We start from the raw sequence: 18,955 nt of genomic DNA on the forward strand, positions 1-18,955 counted from the left end.
TTAGATAACCTGCTTGATCGCCATATCCAAAGCTTGCTTCATTTCATCAGAAGACAATTTTACGGTAAGTCTATCCACTATTTCGCCCGTGTCGGCGTTGAGTAGAAGCGTGAAACCTGTGCCGCCTTTATATTTTTCATAAACAGGCATGAAGTTTAAATCTCGCGCCGTCTTTTCCGGTGCGCCGCCTTGACCAAGGCTAAAATCCAATTTCACAAATTTTACGGGCTTGTTGGCAAAATCAGGAGCAACTTCCGCAAGTTTTGGTTCGAGTATCTTACAAGTCGAACACCATGCAGATGAGAATGTCACAGCGTATATCTCAGGACGACCATCATAGACATATTTCGATTCAGATGCCGTTTTTCCAAAAAAACCAACACCGTTAAACGCCACAAAGCCACCAACAGCTAAGACCATCACAAGTGTGAACCAATATTTTTTTATAAACGCCATTTCATCTCACTCCGATTGCTTATCCTTCTGCTACAGGCAAAATCCCCGCAAGCAAATTAAACTTGATCTCACAAATACGTGTAGTCCCATCTAAACTCAGTAAAATCGGCTCAAATGCTTGCTCGCCTCACCGATTGGGATAGATTACCCGTCAAAGACAACATCGTAGCATATCTTTGGGTCCAATTCACATTATGATGAAACATACTTCTCTTTTCGCACTTAGTTTCGCACTGACCAGTGCGTGCGCTTTAACACCAGATTCAGGCAATGCCAGCCCACAGGCGACAGCACCTATTGAAGCAGCAAAAAATAACTCTAATGTCGCGCAAAACTCCACCCAAGAAGCAGTAAGCATGGCCCTCCTCACCCCTGAACGCCTCGCCGGATCACCTTCCTTAAATGGTCCTTCTCCCAATGCTGTCAAATTTTCTCCTGACGGCACGAAACTCACTTTCTTGCAGGCACGTGAGGATGACAAACAGCGTCAAGATTTATGGGCCTATGATGTAGCCAGTGGCAAAGCCTCCCTGCTTGTGGATTCCACCCTGCTAGAGCCAGAAGGTTTTGAACTTTCCGAAGAAGAAAAAGCGCTCCGCGAACGCAAACGTATCGCCGGAACAACGGGTATAGTCTCATATAGTTGGGACACGAAGGGCGAACAAATCCTCATTCCGATTGGCGGCGATCTTTACATCGTAAAATTAAACGAAGATGGCCCGCAGGTCACGCAGCTCACCGCTACAGAAAGTTTTGAATACAACGCCGAAATTTCTCCAAATGGCGGCCAAGTCTCATTCATCCGCGATGGGGCACTTTACGCAATAGACCTTGCAAGCGGTGATGAAACTCAAATCTCGCCAAGTGCTGATCCAGCCAATGCAATCACCTATGGCGTTGCCGAATTTGTCGCCCAAGAAGAAATGAGCCGCTATGTCGGTACGTGGTGGTCACCCGATGATGCCCACGTCGTATATACCCGCGTCGATGAAAGCCCCGTTGCAATCATCCTTCGTTTTGACATTTCCGCCAGTGATGTCACCGTCATTGAGCAACGTTATCCGCGTGCAGGTGAGCCAAATGCGATTGTAGATCTTTTCGTGAAAAATCGCGCCACTGGAAAAACCGTACAAGTGAACCTTGATGCATCACCTGACACATATCTTGCGCGCGTAAACTGGGCCGGACCAAACACGCTTTTCGTCCAGCGCGTCAACCGCGATCAAACTCGCATCGAACTTTTGCGCGTAGACCCAAAAACAGGCGACACTTCTATTGCGTATGTCGAAGAGCAACCAAACTGGATCAATCTATCTTTTGACTTCCGCGCGCTTTCAGATGGCCGCTTCCTTTGGTCCACTGAAGAAAGCGGATATCGCCACATCACACTGCACAATAGCGATGGAAGTAAAGTCACTCAAATTACATCAGGCGAATGGGTCGTTGACGCTATTCAGGCCGTAGATGAGACAAATGGCTATGTCTATTTCACTGCCAACAAAGACACACCTCTTGAAACAAGTCTCTACCGCGCATCTTACAAAGACACCGACGCAGCTATCACGCGCATAACAGAAGCAGGCGGCCAATGGTCTATCAATATGGCATCTGACGCTCAAAGCTATGTAGGCACATTCCAATCCCCAACCACGCCGCCTCAAACAGCCCTCTATAAAGCTGATGGGGAGCGCATTGCGTGGGTTGAAGAAAACAAACTCGACGACACGCATCCCTATGCTGCCTATTTGGATGCGCACGTCACCCCAGAATACGGCACGCTCACCGCTGCTGATGGCCAAATACTGCACTACTCCATCACCAAACCTCATGACTTTGACCCATCAAAATCATACCCAGCAATCGTCGAAGTCTATGGCGGCCCACACGTCCAGCGCGTTAGCAAAAAATGGCTTCTATCTGACGTCATGACAGCACAACGCGGCTATGTCGTCTTCCGCCTTGATAATCGCGGCACATTCAATCGCGGTAAAAAGTTTGAAGACGTCATCTTCCGCCACACAGGTGAAGTGGAAGTGATCGACCAGCTCCAAGGCGTGGAACACCTCAAATCACTGCCCTATATTGATGCAAACCGCATCGGACTAAATGGTTGGTCTTATGGTGGCTATATGGCCCTTATGACCACACTAAAAGCTCCCGAAGGCACGTTCGCAGCTTCTGTATCGGGTGCGCCCGTATCCGATTGGGCCTTGTATGATACCTTCTATACAGAGCGCTATATGGACACGCCCCAAGACAATAGCGAAGGCTATGAATTATCCTCGGTTTTCCCGCATTTGAAGAACCTAAATTCTCCCATGTTAATGATCCACGGCATGGCGGATGACAATGTCACATTCGACAATTCAACTCGCGTTTACGCCGAGCTTCAAAAGCTAAGAAAACCGTTTGAAATGATGACTTATCCAGGCGAACGCCACGGTGTACGCGACACAGACATGAGCATCCACCTCATGAACACCCGCCTCGCCTTCTTCGACCGTTATTTGAAACCGAGAGAGTAAAAACTGACGTTTTTGCCCGACTTTATAATAGCCTATTGCAAGAAATAAAAACCTCTGACACACTCAAAACAGGTTTAACGTATTGAAAGGAGGTGGTCCGATGTCGAGCATTTTAACTGGTCAGGTTGGGTCTTTGTTGAATGGTAAACTTATGGGGCAGTCTTCATAAGCAAACCATAAACCGGATTCTCATTCAGCAATATGTTGATGGTATTATGAGACCCCTCCGGATTTTTAAATGCGAGGCCGCTTCTTAATTGAAGCGGTCTTTTTATTTGCGTCAATCTGGAAATTGATTTGGACCAATTTTGCCGACCACAATCCTTGCCTTCTCAACATAAGCTTGAGCAATCTGGCTTTCGGGATAACGAACACAAGCCAATTCTGCCAGCGACAAACAAGCTTGATATTGGCATGTTAGATAATTGTGTTTGATGATCGCTTCCATCATTTTTTGCGGCGTCGAGGGCTGCCCCATGCGGCGCGATAGTGTGGCATATTCAGTCGGCAAAATATGCGGCAACTCAATATCAATCTCATCGCACAGCTCAACATATTGTTTGATCAATCCCCATGGCGTCATAAACGGATCATGACCGGTTCTGACCTTCATCAGATACTCAATCTCAATGCGTGCAACAGCTAAATCACCCCGTTTCAAAGCTGACTCCGCCCTAGCGCGGCGCGGTTGCGTGAACGCGCTGATATCAATCGCGCCCTCTCCAAAGTCACCCGACCGCACAAAGCCCTCAATACAAGGCCCCAGCATATTGATGATCTGAAGTTGTTTGAGAATAAAATGACCTGCCCCATTTAGCGCGATCAATCTGGTATTGTTTTTATCTGCAAAGAAACAAGACACAAACTTCGAATCCGCTTCATCTTCAGGGTCAAACACGACAAGCACGTCATTTTGAGTGCTATTCATCTGACGAAGGTCTGTGTGCACAAGTTCAATGTCAGAATGGTAAGAACGCAGCCCCTCCATATAGCTGTGGATCGGCAAGCGCGGAGCGATCGCCAAGATACGCGCCTTAAATAAGCTTCCAAAATAGATGGCAGCATACCCACCCAAACTCGTGCCATAGATTACAACATCAGTGTGCTGCGCAACAACGAAACCTACAGCCTGCAAAAAGCTGTCTCGTGACAAACTCTGAAAGAAATCCTTGGGTGAGCAAGCAACATTTATCTGGCTAATATTTATCGACTTAAAAAAATGCCTGCCAAAATCATCCTCTAATATTTGCCCCATCGAATTAAAGGTAATGACGAGTTTATCAGATCCCCTATCAAAAAATGATATCCTACAATGGGAAGCATCCAATAAAGTCTGCCCTGCCTCACCATCAGAATGTGCAGATTGATCCATAGAATCAGATCGCTCTATCAAACCACCAATAATTTCCCGCACAATGCTTCTAGCTTCTCTTTGTCGATGTCATCAAAAGAAGCATGCTGCTCTGAGTCCACATCCAACACCGCCGCCAAGCTACCATCTGCATTCAACACAGGCACCACGATCTCAGAATTTGAACGACTATCGCAAGCTATGTGACCGGGAAATGCATGCACATCTTCAACAACCTGTGTTTCACGCGTTGCTGCCGCCGCTCCGCAAACGCCGCGCCCGAAAGGAATACGCAAACATCCCAATGTTCCTTGATATGGCCCGACAACAAGCTCGTTTTCTTTTAGCGGATCAACCACATAAAACCCTGTCCAGAAATACACTGGCGCAAACGCTTGTGCCAATAAACAAGACGCTGTCGCATAGCGTGCTGTAACGCTTGTCTCTCCCGCAACGACGGACAAAATTTCGGCGCTCACCTCATCATACCGAGTGGCTTTATCCGCTGAATAATTGCTAGGCGCGTGCGACATGGAAATGCATCCTTTAAAAAATGATCAAGCGCTTACATAGCAAGTCTTCTGCAAAAACCAACACCTCGTCACGAACTCGCCCCAATCTAAGTTAATGCTTAACCAATTCCTGCTTTTTTATTGCAAAATCTGCCAATCGTTAAAAAGGCGAAATGCCATGTCTATTTCCTCGAAAATCATTTTTTCATTCGCCTTTGCTCTTGTCGGTTTCCAAAGCGCAAATGCTCAATCATTACCCGTTCCCATGCCAGCAGAAGAACGTCAGGAATTAGCTCAAGCGCGCTATCGCCAAGCGCAGAACGCTCAAATCGCCCAGCACCAACCAAGCTACCAAACAGGCACGCCCTTAGGCAGGCCGTTAGTGGAAGCACGCAAGGAAAGCAGCCCTAGCGCGCCCACAGCAGAGCCATTGCAAACCCTCTCGTCAGACGCAACTGGCTATATGATCAAAGCAGGCTCATTCCGCTCCTTTGCCAATGCCCAGAGCCTTCACGCCAAACTTTATGCAATAGGTTCAGCACGCATCATTCCTCGCCAAGCCAATGGTATGGACTTTTATGGTGTCTATCTGGGACCATGGGCAACTGAAGCTGAAGCTTTCCAAGCTTTCTCGCTTGCAATGGATGCGGGCATGGAAGATGGAAAAATTATAGACCCAGAATAAGTCTATTTATTCAAATCCTTGTAAATTTCCGCCATTGCCGCTGCAAGAGTGTTCTGCGCCTCGGAGTCTAATCCCTCAATCGCATTTTTAAGTCGCAATATTGGATCTTCTTTTAGCAAATCCTGACCCGCTTGCGTCAGATGTATCCTGCGCTTACGTCGGTCATTTTCTTGAACAACTCCTACCGCAAAACCTTTCATTTCCAATGTTGCAATTGCGCGGGAGGCTGGCCCCTGCGTCACCCCTAAATGGGCCGCCACGCCATTCACATCTCTCAAATTTTCAGTCGCGCCAGCTAAGAAACGCAATACCGACCATTGCCCCGGATGCATATGCTGCGGCCCGCGCACATCATAGACTGCCCGCGCTGTTGCTTCGAGTAATTTTGCAAGATCTAGTGCTTTGGTATTCCCCATTTTTAACTTTCAAACTGCCATTCACACGACTTCTAACAACATTGTGACTATGCAAATAAAATCCGTACTCTAAAACACATATTTATGAGCAATACCCAAGTTACACTGAAAAAATTTGATGACCCGCGTATAACCGCAAAAGGCGAAACGCGCGCGCATGTTCCTTTTAACCGTATGAAAACGCTATGGTTTAACACTGGAACGCTGTGTAATATCGAATGCGTCAATTGCTATATCGAAAGCTCCCCCACAAATGATAGGCTCGTCTATCTCACCAAAGCTGATATTCTCCCCTATCTTGAAGAGTTAAAACTCGCTAATGAAAGCCAAATCGAAATAGGCTTTACAGGTGGTGAACCCTTTATGGCACCCGATGCTATTGCCATGATTGAAGCGGCGCTAGAAAATGGACACACTGCCCTTGTTCTAACCAACGCAATGCAGCCCATGATGCGGCCACGTGTTCAAACTGGTTTACTCGACCTAAAAAACCGCTTCCAAAACAAACTTATTATGCGTGTAAGCTTGGACCATTTTTCTGAGCAATTCCACGACAAGGAACGCGGCGCGGGCAGTTTTGATATAGCAATGGAAGGCTTAAAATGGCTTTCTAAACACAATTTCAACCTCGCTATCGCTGGTCGCGCTCTGTTTAACGAAGACGAAATTTCAGCTCGAGAAAATTACAATCAACTATTTAAAAGCAATGCTTTCGAGATAGATGCTTTCGACCCTACCCAACTCGTCCTTTTCCCCGAAATGACACCTGATTCTGACCCTCCTGAAATCACAACAGCCTGCTGGGGAATTCTAAAGAAGTCTCCAGAAGACATCATGTGTGCTGACCAACGCATGGTCATAAAACGCAAGGGCCATACATCACCCACTGTATTGCCTTGCACGCTCCTACCTTATGACCAACGCTTCGAGATGGGAAAAACTTTACAAGATTCCCGCAAAGCCGTTCCACTAAACCACACATATTGCGCGACTTTTTGTGTTTTAGGTGGCGGCTCATGCTCCGCATAAAATGCGCTATTTCGATCCAAAGTGTTTAGACAATTTCAGACCTTGGCCCTGATAATTTGCAAATGAACCCGCCGCACCATAAGGCACGCGCGGCTTATCTACCATTGGCTCAAACACCAAACGCCCCATAGGCTGACCATCTGTTAGAATGAATGGCACTTCTCGTGAGCGCACCTCCAAAACAGCTTTGCCTTCAAGCCCTTCCACACCAAAACCGGGATCAAAAAATCCAGCATAGTGAGCTCTAAATTCACCAAACTCAGGGGCAATAGGAGCCATTTCAGCAGCTTCATCTACGGGAATAACTACTTTTTCTTTTGACGCCAGAATGTAAAACTCACCCGGATCAAGCACCAATGCACCGTTATAAGGGCGCACGGGTTCCCAAAAATCATCTATTTTATGACCAGAAATATTTTTCAAATCCAACACACGTGAGTGACGTTTTGCGCGATATCCAGCAATATCATCATCGCCCGGTTTAAGGTCTATGGAAAAAATCTCATCGCGGATTGTTTCCTTTGGCCCATTTCGCAAGCGCAATTGCAGCAAGCGATCCCCTTCACGCGCAAGGATGGAGAAAGTTCTGGGTGAAATCTCCACATATAACGGTCCGCTATACCCCTCTCGCGCCGCATCAAACCGATCTGATCCATCTGTAATCATTCTTACAAACACATCTATTCTACCTGTAGAGCTTTTGGGGTTTGCCGCGCCTGAAAGCCCCACAGGAAGGCGCAAAGCCTCCTTTAGAGGCACCATATAAACACACCCTGTCTCCAACACAGCCCCTTTGGATAAATCCAATTCGTGCATCACAAGATCATCATCAAAATAATCACGGACACTTTTCTCTGGTCCAGGTAAAAAACTTGCGCGCATGCGATAGGCTTTTGCCCCTAAACGCAAATCAATGGATGCAGGTTGAACCTGATCTATTTCAATCCCATCCTGCGCAGAAATTACGCCTGCATCACATAATGCGTGGATTTGCGTGTCCGGAAGTACACCAAAGGAAGTTTTTTTAATTTTGCCGTCGGTCATGACTTGACCCTTTGTAATTATCGCGATCCCTATGCAGACCATTGAACAAGGAACATATTCCCTATGGCTGACAAGAACGAAAAGTCAAACCTCGACTCCACTAAACTTGCAACAAACTTAGTGCATGGCGGCCGCCTACGCTCTGAATATTGTGAGACATCCGAAGGTTTGTTCTTAACGTCCGGCTATTGCTACCCCAATGCTGAAACAGCACAAGCGCGCATGGCTGGTGATGAACCAGGTTTCGTATACTCACGTTATGCAAATCCTACGATTAAAATGCTAGAAGACAAGCTCGCAATGATCGAAGGCGCGGAAAGTTGCCGCTGCACATCTTCTGGGATGGCTGCTATTTCTGCAGCGCTTATTGCACCTTGTAAGCAAGGGGACAGAATTGTCGCCGCCAAAGCTTTGTTTGGTTCATGTACATGGATTTTGAAAAACCTCATGCCAAAATTCGGTATTGAGGCCGAATTTGTGGACGGGAACGACCTAGAGGCATGGCAGACCGCACTCAGCAAGCCAGCACGCTTAGTGCTGATCGAAAGCCCGTCCAATCCACTGCTAGAGGGCGTGGACATCAGAGCTATAGCAGACCTAACCCGCGCAGCAGGCGCAGAACTCGTCGTGGACAATGTTTTTGCAACACCGCTAGGCCAAAAACCCCTTGAACTGGGCGCAGATTGGGTCGTCTACTCCGCAACAAAACACATGGATGGACAAGGTCGTGTTCTTGCTGGCGCTATACTGGGTAAGAAAGAAGCTATGGATGAGATTTTCGATAGCTATCTAAAACATACTGGTCCAGCGATCTCTCCTTTCAATGCTTGGATTATTCTTAAGGGCTTGGAAACACTGGAATTACGCGTCAGCCGTATGAATCAAACAGCTGCCAAACTCGCAGATTTCATCGCAGATCACCCCGCAGTCGCTGCTGTGCGCTATCCGGGTCGCAAAGATCATCCTCATTATGATATCTTCCAGAAACAACAATCGGAAGGTGGCTCTCTCATCGCTATTTCTTTAAAGGGCGGAAAAGAGAGTGCGTTTAAGCTACTGAATAATTTGAATATTGTTACAATATCAAATAATCTTGGTGATGCTAAAACACTGATCTGCCACCCGACGACAACAACCCACCGTACACTCTCAGACGAAGAAAAAGCCGATGTTGGCCTAAATGATAGCTGGGTACGTTTATCCGTTGGGCTAGAACACCCAGACGATTTGATCGCTGATTTTTCAAAAGCTCTAAATGCAGCGCTTTAAGGCCTCGCATATAGAGATTGGCAAGACATTATGTGGCATGACTAGTGCAATAGCTATACAATGGAAGCGAATTTCACCGCTTTACGAAGGAGTGACGTCGGCATGAGCCAAGTTCACACATATGAACGAGAAACCAATGGCGTCATTATCCGCGTGACGCCACGCTTTCTTGATGCTGAGTCTTCCCCCAGCGAACACCGCTATGTATGGGCATATGCGATTGAGATAAAAAACCTCAATGATCATGCTGTACAACTCATGACACGCCATTGGAAAATCTCGGATCGCAATGGGGGCCTGCACGAAGTGGAAGGTGAAGGGGTTGTGGGTCAAACACCAGTCATTGAACCCGGTAAAACATTTCAATACTCTTCAGGGGCACCCCTCACAGCCCCGTCGGGCATGATGCAAGGCAAGTTTACATTCTCCAATGGATGCGGTGAAGATATGTATGTTGATATTCCAGCCTTCTCCCTCGATAGCCCCTATGATTCCTCTAGACCCAATTAAGCAGCTACCTTGAGCTCTCAAATCAAACTGCGTCCAATTCTATATGCCACTGGTTTGATGACTTTTGGCCTTGGGCTGTTTATGTTGCCGTGCGTTGTTGCAGACCTCGCTGCAGAGCGTGGGGAGTGGCGGATTTTTTTCCTACTTTCAATCACATCCATCACGATTGGTGCCGTAACCGCACTCTCCTCACAACACGATAAAATGCCAATTCGTACACATGATGCTTTCTTACTGACAGTCCTGTTGTGGGTATTTGTAACGATTATTGCATCGACCCCCTTCTCTATTGGATTTGGTATGAGTTTTACCGACGCCATTTTTGAAAGCATGTCCGGCCTGACCACCACCGGCGCGACGATAATGACGAACATTGAGTCATATCCGCCAAGCCTTCACCTTTGGCGTGCAATGCTCCATTGGATTGGAGGCATTGGTATTATTGTGATGGCGATCGCAATCATGCCCTCATTGCGTGTGGGGGGGATGCAGCTTTTTCACCTAGAAAGTTCAGATACAACTGAAAAATTCTTGCCTAGCATCGGGGAAATCGCTCTTCAAACAACTTATGTATATATCGGCTTAACCGTTATTTGCGCTGGCCTTTATCACATAACTGGCATGAGCAATTTCGACGCAATCGTTATGGCGATGTCAACGGTTTCGACAGGTGGTTTCGCGCCTTCAGATGCGAGTTTTGCACCTTACGTAGAAGGACATGCTGACATTGTTGCAATCTTCTTTATGGCGCTCTGCTCTCTACCATTCGCCCTGCTGGTTCTAACAATTCACGGTGATTGGAAAGCCTACCGCAGGGACCCCCAACCTCTTGTCTGGATATGCATGGCAATTACGGCGTCAGTGGTTGTAGCCTTTTTTGTCGCCACCCACCCGAACCTAGAAATAGGGCCCGAGGGTGCATTTCGAATGGTCATGTTCAATATTGTATCTATTCTATCTGGAACAGGTTTTGGAACAGAAGACTTCAACCAATGGGGTGCATTTCCAGCGACAATCTTCATTCTCATGATGTTTCTAGGAGGAACGGCTGGATCAGCTTCATGTGGTCTAAAAACCTTCCGCGTGCACATCGCGTGGAAAACCATGATTTCCTACACCAAACAAATGATACGACCCAATCAGATTTCTCCTGTACGGTATGCAGGCAAGCCAGTATCTGAAGCCACACTTCAATCAATAATGATTTTCATGTTCCTGTTTCTTGCAACCTTTGCAGTGCATGCTTGTGGCTTAGCACTTACAGGGCTAGATCCACTGACTGCCATATCAGCAGCAGCTGCAACCATCTGTAATGTGGGTCCAGGCTTAGGTGAGATCGTGGGGCCAGCAGGGACCTATCAGCCCCTGCCAGACGTTGCTAAATGGATGTGTACAATCGCAATGCTGCTAGGACGGCTAGAATTGATCGCGGTTTTTGTGATCCTCTCTCCATCCTTTTGGCGCAACTAGCTATATGTATTTAAGGATGTCCCCTAAGGGCAAATGATAAATACGGCCGCAAAACTGGCAATCAGCGACAACCTCTCCTTCATCCTTGGCCATATCAATAACTTCTTCCTTAGGCATGCCTGCAAGAACAGATGTCAATCTCTGGGCAGAACAAGAGCAACTATCTAAGAGCTGTGAAGGTAACTCCAACCGCACTCCTTCTTCGTGGAATAATCGGTATAGCAAGTCCGCCGAAGGCAAGCTCTCGGAAGTTAACTCTTCATCAGAAAGCGTATCAAAATAAGCGCGCGCTGTATCCCACTCATCATTTGTGTCGCCACGCGCTTTATCACTGGCAACTTGTTGGATAATCATACCGCCCGCACGCCAACGCACAGTACCACCGATTTCTTCAACCTGTTTAACTGCCAAGCGCACACGTGTTGGAATTTGCTCTGATTGATTGAAGTAAGTTTGAGCACATTCAGCCAGCGTGTTGCCCTCAATAGATACAACACCTTGATAGGGAGTCGTCCCCTCTTGGTCCTGCACAATAACCAACCCCATGACACCTTCACCAATCAACTCGGGAACGGATGGCGCAACTTCTTGATGATTTTCAACTAATGCCGCCCATTTTTCGTCATTTAAACGTACATAACCGCGTACACCACCGTCGGTACGCGCCTCAGCAACAAGAAGCTTGATAGGCCCATCGCCCTCAGCCTGCACCATGATACGCCCAGCAACCTTAACAGTTGCCGCAACCATCACAGCTAGCGCTAGCGCTTCGCCCAATATTTGAGCTGCCCAAGCAGGATAATCGTGCCGCTTCAAGATGCTATCGATAGAGGCATCACCTAGCTTGGTCACTCGCCCACGCACAGAAGAGTTTTCAAGCTGAAAACTTGCGACCGTATCAGCACCGTTCAATGCTGATCCATTATTTGAAGAAAATTGTATCATGGAGGGCAGATAACACTTCACTCACCGGTTTTGCAGGGGTGAGTGAAGTTTTTTTTGCAATCTATATCAAACGTCAGGTGTTTCAAACAACACGGTAGATAGATAACGCTCTGCAAACGAAGGAATAATAACAACCAACGTCTTACCTTTCATTTCAGGGCGCTTTGCCACTTCCAAACCAGCCTTAACGGCTGCACCAGACGAAATACCCACTGGCACCCCCTCTAAATGAGCAAGACGACGCGCCATCCCTAATGCATCAGCATTTGCCACTTTCACAACGCCGTCCATCAAAGATGTGTCCATGTTTCCAGGAATAAATCCAGCGCCTATACCTTGAAGCGGGTGCGGTCCAGGATCTCCACCGGACAATACTGGACTTGCTTCTGGCTCAACAGCGAACATTTGAACACTTGGTTTTTGTGCTTTTAAGTATCGCGCACATCCAGTGAATGTGCCTCCTGTACCGACGCCAGAAATCACCGCATCAACTTCTCCTGCCGTGTCACGCCAGATTTCTTGAGCCGTTGTCGCTTCATGAATGGCTGGATTTGCACCATTATCAAATTGGCTAGGCATAATCGCACCATCAATTGTTTCGACCAATTCGTCCGCTTTTGCGATTGCACCACCCATGCCCTTTTCCTTAGGCGTAAGCACGATTTCAGCGCCAAGAATCGTCAACATTTTCCGACGCTCGATCGACATGCTTTCAGGCATGGTCAAGATCAAGTGATATCCTTTGGAAGCAGCAACAAACGCCAGACCAATACCTGTATTCCCGGAGGTTGGCTCAACCAACGTCATGCCAGGTTTTAATTTGCCTGTTTTTTCCATGTCGGTAATCATTCCCAACGCAATACGGTCTTTTACGCTTGCCATTGGGTTAAAAAACTCAAGCTTCAAAAGGAAGTCACACTCAAGCCCCTCCGCCTTTGAAAGCGATGGGACACGAACAAGCGGCGTGTTGCCTACAGTTTCTAGGATGGAGCCGTATATCCGGCCACGACCTGCTTCATCGAGTGTGACGCCATTATAATCTCTTGTGCCAGCCATGGTTTCTTCCTCACTGTATGGGTGTGTATCCATTATATTTGGCGCATTTTATAGGGAATACAACCCGCTGAACAGGGTAAGCAATTAAACCTATGCATTAGATTAAATACGCAAAAGGCGCTGATCTCTCAGCGCCCCAGCAGTCATATCTAATTTACAATGGCGTTAAGCAGTCAAACACCATTCCAATACAGCTTTTTGTGCATGTAGGCGGTTCTCAGCTTCATCAAAGATCAAAGAGGCTGGGCCATCAATGACATCTGCTGCCACCTCTTCACCACGGTGGGCTGGTAGACAGTGCAAAAACTTTGCACTGCCATTCGCTTTATCCATCAACGCTTGCGTCACTTGAAATGGCATCAAATCTTTCAAACGTTGCTCAGCATCCGTGTCTCCCATGGAAACAAAGGTATCTGCAACGACAACATCTGCGCCAGCAACAGCTTCTACGGGGTCGTTGTAAATATCGACGCGGCCCTGTTCTTGGCGTCCTCGATCAACATCCACTTGCGGCAGCTCATACCCAGCAGGCGTTGCCACGGCCAATGAAAAACCAAATTTTGGTGCAGCATGCGCAAAACTCGCAGCCACATTATTTCCATCGCCTACCCACGCAATACGCGCACCTTTTAGGTCAAGGCCATGCTCTTCCAATGTTTGCAGGTCAGCCATGATCTGACACGGGTGAGATTGGTTTGTGAGCCCGTTTATCACAGGCACATCTGCCACTGCTGCAAAAGCTTCAACATCCGCATGTTTATTCGCACGGATCATTACCGCATCCACCATGCGAGACAACACACGAGATGTGTCCTCAATAGTCTCACCGCGACCCAATTGCATGTCCGCCGCGTTCAAAACAATAGATGTGCCACCTAACTGACGAATACCCATGTCGAAAGACAAACGTGTCCGCGTTGAGCTTTTTTCAAAGATCATTGCAAGTGTACGGCCAGCCAACACAGCATCTTGATCGACACTACCTTTAGGCAAACCCAATCGCGCCTTCTTTCGGCTGATTGCATTGTTTAAAATACTACGAAGCTCAGAAGCCGGTATTGGAAAAATATCTAAGAAATGGCGAACACTCATGCAGAACCCTCCTTCTGCGATTCAGCTTGCACCTCAGCCAAACATGTATCCAGTACATTGATCGCTTGGAATACATCATCATCATTGACGATAAGTGGTGGAGCTAAACGCACGACCTGACCGCCGGCTGTACCAACAAGCAATCCTTTATCAAGCGCTTTCATACGAATTTTCATTGGGTCAATTTTTAATGCTAATCCGCGCAGCAATCCCTTACCACGCAACCCATCAACGAGATCAGGGTATCGATCCACCAAACTAGAAAGAGACTGCGTCAAGACCGCAGATACACGCTGTACATTCTCTAAAAAACCGTCGCTTGTAAGCTCATCCCACACCGCGTTTCCAACCGCCATTGCGAGTGGATTCCCACCATATGTCGATCCGTGCGAGCCGGGTTTCATGCCTTTGGCGGCTTCTTCAGTTGTCAGGCATGCGCCCAATGGGAAACCACCGCCAACACCTTTCGCTACTGCAATAATGTCAGGGTTCACGTCAGAAAACCATTCATACGCAAACAACTTACCAGTCCGGCCAGCGCCACATTGCACTTCATCATAAATAACGAGAGCACCAAACTCATCACACTTTTTACGGATAAGTTTCAAAAATTCCTCAGGTACTTCGCGGCATCCACCCTCACCCTGCACAGGTTCAATAAGCACAGCCGCCACATCTTCACCCATAGCAGCATTAAAAGCATCAACATCATCAAACGGGAGATGAGTGAACCCCTCCATTGCTGGTCCAAAGCCTTCACGATAGTTTGGATTAGCACCTGCATTCACGGCACCCAATGTACGTCCGTGGAATGAGCCCTCAAAAGAGATAATGCGGATTTTATCGACATTGCCGTTTACATAATGATATTTACGCGCCGTCTTAATTGCGCACTCTATCGCTTCCGTACCTGAATTGGTAAAGAAAACACGGTCCGCAAATGTATCCGCAGCATAACGCTCAGACAAACGCTCACCTTCAGGAACCCGAAACATATTCGACAAATGCCACAGCTTTTCAGATTGCTCTTGCAATGTTTTCACTAGCTTTGGATGCGCATGCCCCAAGCAGTTTACAGAAATACCTGCAATAAAATCGAGATATTCTTTCCCCTCAGATGAGTATAGTCGCACGCCTTCGCCGCGTTCAAAAACGACCTCAGGGGGACCATATACTGGCATCATAGCTTCGCGCATTGGGGTATCCTCTTATCTCTCAAGGGAAAAAGCCTACGGAAGCCCATGGTCTATGAGCGCCCATAAGCTATCTGTCAATGTCTGATTTATCTAAGAGCTACGCCTTTAACTTATAGCCTGAACGCAACATCGCCCAACAGGCACCACAAAGAACAAGCGCAATAATGCCTGATGCTGCCGCACCTATCATCAACGAACCTTCTGAAGTTCCAGTAAAGGCATATCGAAACCCATCAATTAAATGGAAAAATGGGTTGAAGTGAGAAAGCGTTTCAAAAGGCTCAGAAAACACCGTTATCGGATAAAATGTACCCGAAAGCATTGTTAGAGGCAAAATCACAAAATTTGTAATCGCTGAAAGATGGTCAAATTTCTCGGCCCATATTCCGCCCATTAAGCCAACCGCTGCCATCATAAAGGAAGCAATCACCGCATAAAAGATGAACGCCGGAATAGAATGTATGGATACATTCGCAACACCTATGAGGCCAATACACACCATAGTGATACCACCTACCAATATGCCGCGTGCTGCACCACCAGCTAAGAAACCAAGGGTAAGCTCCAAAGATGATAGCGGAGCCATTAGGAAGTCTGTTGTGCTACCTTGCACTTTCGCAATTGTGATTGAGGAGGAGGTATTTTGAAATGCGTTATTCAATATTGCCATCATAATCACGCCTGGCGCGATAAAGTCAGCAAATTCGACCCCATTCACAGCGCCGCGCTCTGGAAAGGCCAGTTTAAAGATTGCCATAAACAACAGCGCAGATACGACTGGCGCCAATAAAGTCTGCATCCCAACTTTCAAAAAGCGGTTTACCTCACGCTTAAACAGCGTTTGCAAACCTACCCAGTTGAATGCACCAAACTCGCGCGGGCATACAAAAGCGTTGGTTTGGGTAGGTGTTGGTGTATCTTCCAGAACATTTTCAGACTTAGCGGCGTGTTCAATCATGGCATTCAGCCTCCCTGCAGCTACTGATTTAGAATTTGAATCGCGTTTGCATAGGGCAAAAAGAAAAAAATGATGGATCAAAAGGTAAACATTTGGTTTATCCCCACCTATATCTTGAATCAGCTGTGAATAACCCTACCGAGATGTTGTGTCTCACGATTTGTTAACTACAATATATTGGAAACAAGGGCGCGGTATAGGCGAGTCAAAACAATATCTTGATTTACTTTTACCGCTCGGGCTGATGGAGAATACCCTAATGGCGTGGACAGAAGAACGTGTAACTGAGCTCAAAAAGCTTTGGGCTGAAGGCCACAGTGCAAGTCAAATCGCAAAACAATTAGGCGGTGTAACCCGCAACGCTGTGATCGGAAAAGTTCACAGACTCGGCCTCTCGGGACGCGCAACCCCGTCGCGCCCTGTGAAACGTCCGCCACGTTTGGCGCGTCCAAAGCCGCAAGTGGTCCAACCCATTGCAGCAACGGCAACCAAAACGACCACAGCGACACCAAAGCCTGCAAGAGAAGCATCCACACCCGCATTGCCGTCCCGCATGGCACCAGCAGCGTATGTCAAACCAAAACGCCTCGGCAATGGCGACATGGTAACAGTGATGACAGTTCAAGATTCTATGTGCAAATGGCCAATCGGCGACCCTGCAGATCCAGACTTTGGTTTCTGTGGTCACGCCTCAGATGGCGACTCTCCATACTGCTCGGAACATGCAAAACTCGCATTCCAGCCATCAAGAAGAAGTCGCGAACGTCGTGACACTTACGGCCAAACTGTTCGTAAAGCAGGCTAATAAAACAATTTTAAACTTACCCAACTAATAAAGCGGCGCTTCATACACCCAGAAGCGCCGCTATTTTTTTGCGATATTCTATCTCGAAAAATGCTAAAAAGCTTACCAGTTTAAGTTTCGTCTGTGTTCAACGCATACCCTGCAGAGCGCACCGTCCGGATAGGATCAGGCAAGCCCTCAACCTTCAGCGCCTTGCGCAAACGCCCCACATGTACATCAACCGTGCGCGCTTCAACATATATATCTGAGCCCCATACCGCATCCAAAAGACGCTCTCGCGAGAAGACACGTCCTGGATGCTGAATTAAATAGTCCAGCAAACGAAATTCTGTTGGCCCCAGATGGATTTGCTGTCCCGCCCGCGCAACTTTATGCGCGGTACGATCCACCTCCAAATCGCCCACAAGCACCTTGTCTTCCGTTAACCCAGGACGGATACGGCGCATAACCGCACGAATACGCGCCTTCAACTCAGTCATGGAAAAAGGTTTAACAACATAATCATCCGCACCTGTATCCAATCCACGGATACGATCAGCCTCCTCAGTGCGCGCAGTTAGCATGACAATCGGCAAATTACCTGTTGTGTCACGGCTACGTAAACGACGACATACTTCAATTCCAGAGAGCTTTGGCAACATCCAATCCAACAAGACGATATCAGGTTGGCGCTCCTCGACCATGAGCAAAGCCATTTCACCGTCCATCGCAATACCAACCTCATAACCTTCGCTTTGAAGATTATACTTCAGCAATTGCACGAGCGCCTCTTCATCCTCAACAATCAACGCATAAGGCGTTGTCGCAGAATGTTTGTTGCTTGAACTTCGCGTACTTTCAGCAAAATTATAACTCATCGACTTTAGACCTTTCTATGGCTGGATATTCTCCAGTCACGGAATAATGGATAATCTCAGCGATCTGAGAACAATGATCCCCTGCACGTTCCAATTTCTTGGCCATGAACATGAAGTGAGCACACGCACCAATCTTGCGACCATCCTCCATCATATACGTCACCATAATACGGAAGATGGAGTTGTAAAACTCGTCCACTTCCTCATCGCGCTCACGCACATCAAGAGCAGATTCAATGTCTTGAACACCATATGCATCCAACACACGCTTCAACTGCGAGGACACTAAACGCCCCATACGTGCCAAAGATTTGGTTTGGTCTGAGCGCTCATAATCTTTAAGCTGGGATGTACGTTTGGCTATACTGCGTGACAGCCCACCAATCCGGCGCAGCTCTACAGCAACCTTCATGGAAGCAAGTGCCTGACGCAGATCTTGCCCTTTGAGCTGGCGACGCTCAATAAGATCAAAAATCTTATGTTCAACCTTAGCTTTCAGCTTGTCGAGTTGACCATCGCGATCAACAACCTCCAAAGCAAGTTCAACATCATAAGTGATAACAGCAGACAGAGCATCACTAAGCATGTCTTCAACAAGACCGCCCATACCTGCGAGTTCACCTGTGAGCAATTCCAGCTCGTTGGAAATATTCAATACAGATTGGCTGTTCATAATGCCCTTAATTTATGTTTGCTGCCTCAAACCCAAACACACAAAACATGCTAATTGCAATATTCAGCAATCAATTCTTCGTACCATAACCTACAGTACACTGAGA

General features: G+C 47.3%; 19 protein-coding genes. 7 read left to right on the forward strand and 12 right to left on the reverse strand.

What is annotated here, in order from left to right:
- Positions 1–456, reverse strand: a complete 456-nt coding sequence (locus ACFQS8_RS10060; protein ID WP_382167199.1) for a TlpA family protein disulfide reductase — start codon at positions 454–456, stop codon at positions 1–3.
- A 194-nt stretch (positions 457–650) separates the two neighbouring features.
- On the opposite strand from ACFQS8_RS10060, the gene ACFQS8_RS10065 reads away from it, so the two are divergent.
- Positions 651–2,981, forward strand: a complete 2,331-nt coding sequence (locus tag ACFQS8_RS10065; RefSeq protein WP_382167201.1) for a S9 family peptidase — start codon at positions 651–653, stop codon at positions 2,979–2,981.
- A 280-nt stretch (positions 2,982–3,261) separates the two neighbouring features.
- Here ACFQS8_RS10065 and ACFQS8_RS10070 read toward each other — a convergent pair whose 3' ends face one another.
- Both ACFQS8_RS10070 and ACFQS8_RS10075 read right to left on the reverse strand, forming a co-directional pair.
- Positions 3,262–4,395: a YqiA/YcfP family alpha/beta fold hydrolase gene (locus ACFQS8_RS10070; protein ID WP_382167202.1), complete on the reverse strand. Its 1,134-nt coding sequence runs from the start codon at positions 4,393–4,395 to the stop codon at positions 3,262–3,264.
- The gene (locus tag ACFQS8_RS10075; RefSeq protein ID WP_382167203.1) at positions 4,371–4,865 is read right to left on the reverse strand and encodes a GAF domain-containing protein; all 495 of its coding nucleotides are present in this window, start codon (positions 4,863–4,865) and stop codon (positions 4,371–4,373) included. The genes ACFQS8_RS10070 and ACFQS8_RS10075 overlap by 25 nt, the downstream gene beginning before the upstream one ends.
- 157 nt (positions 4,866–5,022) lie before the next feature.
- Here ACFQS8_RS10075 and ACFQS8_RS10080 point away from each other — a divergent pair, with 157 nt between their 5' ends.
- Positions 5,023–5,529, forward strand: coding sequence for an SPOR domain-containing protein (locus tag ACFQS8_RS10080; protein WP_382167205.1), 507 nt, complete (start codon positions 5,023–5,025; stop codon positions 5,527–5,529).
- 2 nt (positions 5,530–5,531) lie between these two features.
- Here the strand turns inward: ACFQS8_RS10080 and ACFQS8_RS10085 are convergent, their stop codons facing one another.
- Entirely contained in the window at positions 5,532–5,945 is a 414-nt protein-coding gene (locus ACFQS8_RS10085; protein ID WP_382167206.1) for a MarR family winged helix-turn-helix transcriptional regulator, read from the reverse strand.
- Positions 5,946–6,029: 84 nt separating this feature from the next.
- On the opposite strand from ACFQS8_RS10085, the gene ACFQS8_RS10090 reads away from it, so the two are divergent.
- The gene (locus ACFQS8_RS10090) at positions 6,030–6,974 is read left to right on the forward strand and encodes a radical SAM protein (protein ID WP_382167207.1); all 945 of its coding nucleotides are present in this window, start codon (positions 6,030–6,032) and stop codon (positions 6,972–6,974) included.
- Positions 6,975–6,980: 6 nt separating this feature from the next.
- Here the strand turns inward: ACFQS8_RS10090 and ACFQS8_RS10095 are convergent, their stop codons facing one another.
- The gene (locus ACFQS8_RS10095; protein WP_382167208.1) at positions 6,981–8,018 is read right to left on the reverse strand and encodes a 2'-deoxycytidine 5'-triphosphate deaminase; all 1,038 of its coding nucleotides are present in this window, start codon (positions 8,016–8,018) and stop codon (positions 6,981–6,983) included.
- Between the two features lie 63 nt (positions 8,019–8,081).
- Here ACFQS8_RS10095 and metZ point away from each other — a divergent pair, with 63 nt between their 5' ends.
- The 3 genes from metZ (at position 8,082) to ACFQS8_RS10110 (ending at position 11,267) form a co-directional block, all read left to right on the forward strand.
- Complete coding sequence (gene metZ / locus ACFQS8_RS10100) at positions 8,082–9,287, forward strand: O-succinylhomoserine sulfhydrylase (protein WP_382167209.1); 1,206 nt, start codon at positions 8,082–8,084, stop codon at positions 9,285–9,287.
- Between the two features lie 102 nt (positions 9,288–9,389).
- Positions 9,390–9,797, forward strand: coding sequence for a Co2+/Mg2+ efflux protein ApaG (apaG, locus tag ACFQS8_RS10105; RefSeq protein ID WP_382167210.1), 408 nt, complete (start codon positions 9,390–9,392; stop codon positions 9,795–9,797).
- 9 nt (positions 9,798–9,806) lie between these two features.
- Positions 9,807–11,267, forward strand: a complete 1,461-nt coding sequence (locus ACFQS8_RS10110) for a TrkH family potassium uptake protein (RefSeq protein WP_382167211.1) — start codon at positions 9,807–9,809, stop codon at positions 11,265–11,267.
- On the opposite strand, the gene hslO is transcribed toward ACFQS8_RS10110, so the two are convergent.
- From hslO to ACFQS8_RS10135, 5 genes are all read right to left on the reverse strand, one after another.
- Complete coding sequence (gene hslO / locus ACFQS8_RS10115) at positions 11,268–12,212, reverse strand: Hsp33 family molecular chaperone HslO (protein ID WP_382167212.1); 945 nt, start codon at positions 12,210–12,212, stop codon at positions 11,268–11,270.
- 66 nt (positions 12,213–12,278) lie between these two features.
- Positions 12,279–13,268, reverse strand: a complete 990-nt coding sequence (gene cysK, locus ACFQS8_RS10120) for a cysteine synthase A (protein WP_382167213.1) — start codon at positions 13,266–13,268, stop codon at positions 12,279–12,281.
- Between the two features lie 165 nt (positions 13,269–13,433).
- Positions 13,434–14,360: an ornithine carbamoyltransferase gene (gene argF, locus ACFQS8_RS10125; protein WP_382167214.1), complete on the reverse strand. Its 927-nt coding sequence runs from the start codon at positions 14,358–14,360 to the stop codon at positions 13,434–13,436.
- On the reverse strand, positions 14,357–15,556 hold the full coding sequence (locus ACFQS8_RS10130; RefSeq protein ID WP_382167215.1) for an aspartate aminotransferase family protein: 1,200 nt from the start codon (positions 15,554–15,556) through the stop codon (positions 14,357–14,359). The genes argF and ACFQS8_RS10130 overlap by 4 nt, the downstream gene beginning before the upstream one ends.
- Positions 15,557–15,653: 97 nt before the next feature.
- A complete protein-coding gene (locus ACFQS8_RS10135) occupies positions 15,654–16,514 on the reverse strand; it encodes an ABC transporter permease (protein WP_382167216.1) in 861 nt (286 codons plus the stop codon).
- A gap of 259 nt (positions 16,515–16,773) precedes the next feature.
- On the opposite strand from ACFQS8_RS10135, the gene ACFQS8_RS10140 reads away from it, so the two are divergent.
- Positions 16,774–17,319, forward strand: a complete 546-nt coding sequence (locus ACFQS8_RS10140) for a GcrA family cell cycle regulator (protein WP_382167217.1) — start codon at positions 16,774–16,776, stop codon at positions 17,317–17,319.
- Positions 17,320–17,429: 110 nt separating this feature from the next.
- Here the strand turns inward: ACFQS8_RS10140 and phoB are convergent, their stop codons facing one another.
- On the reverse strand, positions 17,430–18,176 hold the full coding sequence (phoB, locus tag ACFQS8_RS10145; RefSeq protein ID WP_382167218.1) for a phosphate regulon transcriptional regulator PhoB: 747 nt from the start codon (positions 18,174–18,176) through the stop codon (positions 17,430–17,432).
- Positions 18,166–18,849, reverse strand: coding sequence for a phosphate signaling complex protein PhoU (gene phoU, locus ACFQS8_RS10150; RefSeq protein ID WP_382167219.1), 684 nt, complete (start codon positions 18,847–18,849; stop codon positions 18,166–18,168). Before phoU ends, phoB begins: the two co-directional genes overlap by 11 nt.
- Positions 18,850–18,955: the final 106 nt, after the last annotated feature.

Source organism: Hirschia litorea, from assembly GCF_042665075.1.
GTDB lineage: Bacteria > Pseudomonadota > Alphaproteobacteria > Caulobacterales > Hyphomonadaceae > Hirschia > Hirschia litorea.

What these genes read in the sequence shown, in the direction of transcription:
- cysK (WP_382167213.1), bottom strand. Translation starts at nt 13,268, where the DNA reads ATGGCTGGCACAAGAGATTATAATGGCGTCACACTCGATGAAGCAGGT.
- ACFQS8_RS10065 (WP_382167201.1), top strand. Translation starts at nt 651, where the DNA reads ATGATGAAACATACTTCTCTTTTCGCACTTAGTTTCGCACTGACCAGT.
- ACFQS8_RS10130 (WP_382167215.1), bottom strand. Translation starts at nt 15,556, where the DNA reads ATGCGCGAAGCTATGATGCCAGTATATGGTCCCCCTGAGGTCGTTTTT.
- ACFQS8_RS10080 (WP_382167205.1), top strand. Translation starts at nt 5,023, where the DNA reads ATGTCTATTTCCTCGAAAATCATTTTTTCATTCGCCTTTGCTCTTGTC.
- ACFQS8_RS10135 (WP_382167216.1), bottom strand. Translation starts at nt 16,514, where the DNA reads ATGATTGAACACGCCGCTAAGTCTGAAAATGTTCTGGAAGATACACCA.
- phoB (WP_382167218.1), bottom strand. Translation starts at nt 18,176, where the DNA reads ATGAGTTATAATTTTGCTGAAAGTACGCGAAGTTCAAGCAACAAACAT.
- argF (WP_382167214.1), bottom strand. Translation starts at nt 14,360, where the DNA reads ATGAGTGTTCGCCATTTCTTAGATATTTTTCCAATACCGGCTTCTGAG.
- ACFQS8_RS10140 (WP_382167217.1), top strand. Translation starts at nt 16,774, where the DNA reads ATGGCGTGGACAGAAGAACGTGTAACTGAGCTCAAAAAGCTTTGGGCT.
- ACFQS8_RS10090 (WP_382167207.1), top strand. Translation starts at nt 6,030, where the DNA reads ATGAGCAATACCCAAGTTACACTGAAAAAATTTGATGACCCGCGTATA.
- ACFQS8_RS10095 (WP_382167208.1), bottom strand. Translation starts at nt 8,018, where the DNA reads ATGACCGACGGCAAAATTAAAAAAACTTCCTTTGGTGTACTTCCGGAC.
- ACFQS8_RS10060 (WP_382167199.1), bottom strand. Translation starts at nt 456, where the DNA reads ATGGCGTTTATAAAAAAATATTGGTTCACACTTGTGATGGTCTTAGCT.
- apaG (WP_382167210.1), top strand. Translation starts at nt 9,390, where the DNA reads ATGAGCCAAGTTCACACATATGAACGAGAAACCAATGGCGTCATTATC.
- hslO (WP_382167212.1), bottom strand. Translation starts at nt 12,212, where the DNA reads ATGATACAATTTTCTTCAAATAATGGATCAGCATTGAACGGTGCTGAT.
- ACFQS8_RS10075 (WP_382167203.1), bottom strand. Translation starts at nt 4,865, where the DNA reads ATGTCGCACGCGCCTAGCAATTATTCAGCGGATAAAGCCACTCGGTAT.
- metZ (WP_382167209.1), top strand. Translation starts at nt 8,082, where the DNA reads ATGGCTGACAAGAACGAAAAGTCAAACCTCGACTCCACTAAACTTGCA.
- ACFQS8_RS10085 (WP_382167206.1), bottom strand. Translation starts at nt 5,945, where the DNA reads ATGGGGAATACCAAAGCACTAGATCTTGCAAAATTACTCGAAGCAACA.
- phoU (WP_382167219.1), bottom strand. Translation starts at nt 18,849, where the DNA reads ATGAACAGCCAATCTGTATTGAATATTTCCAACGAGCTGGAATTGCTC.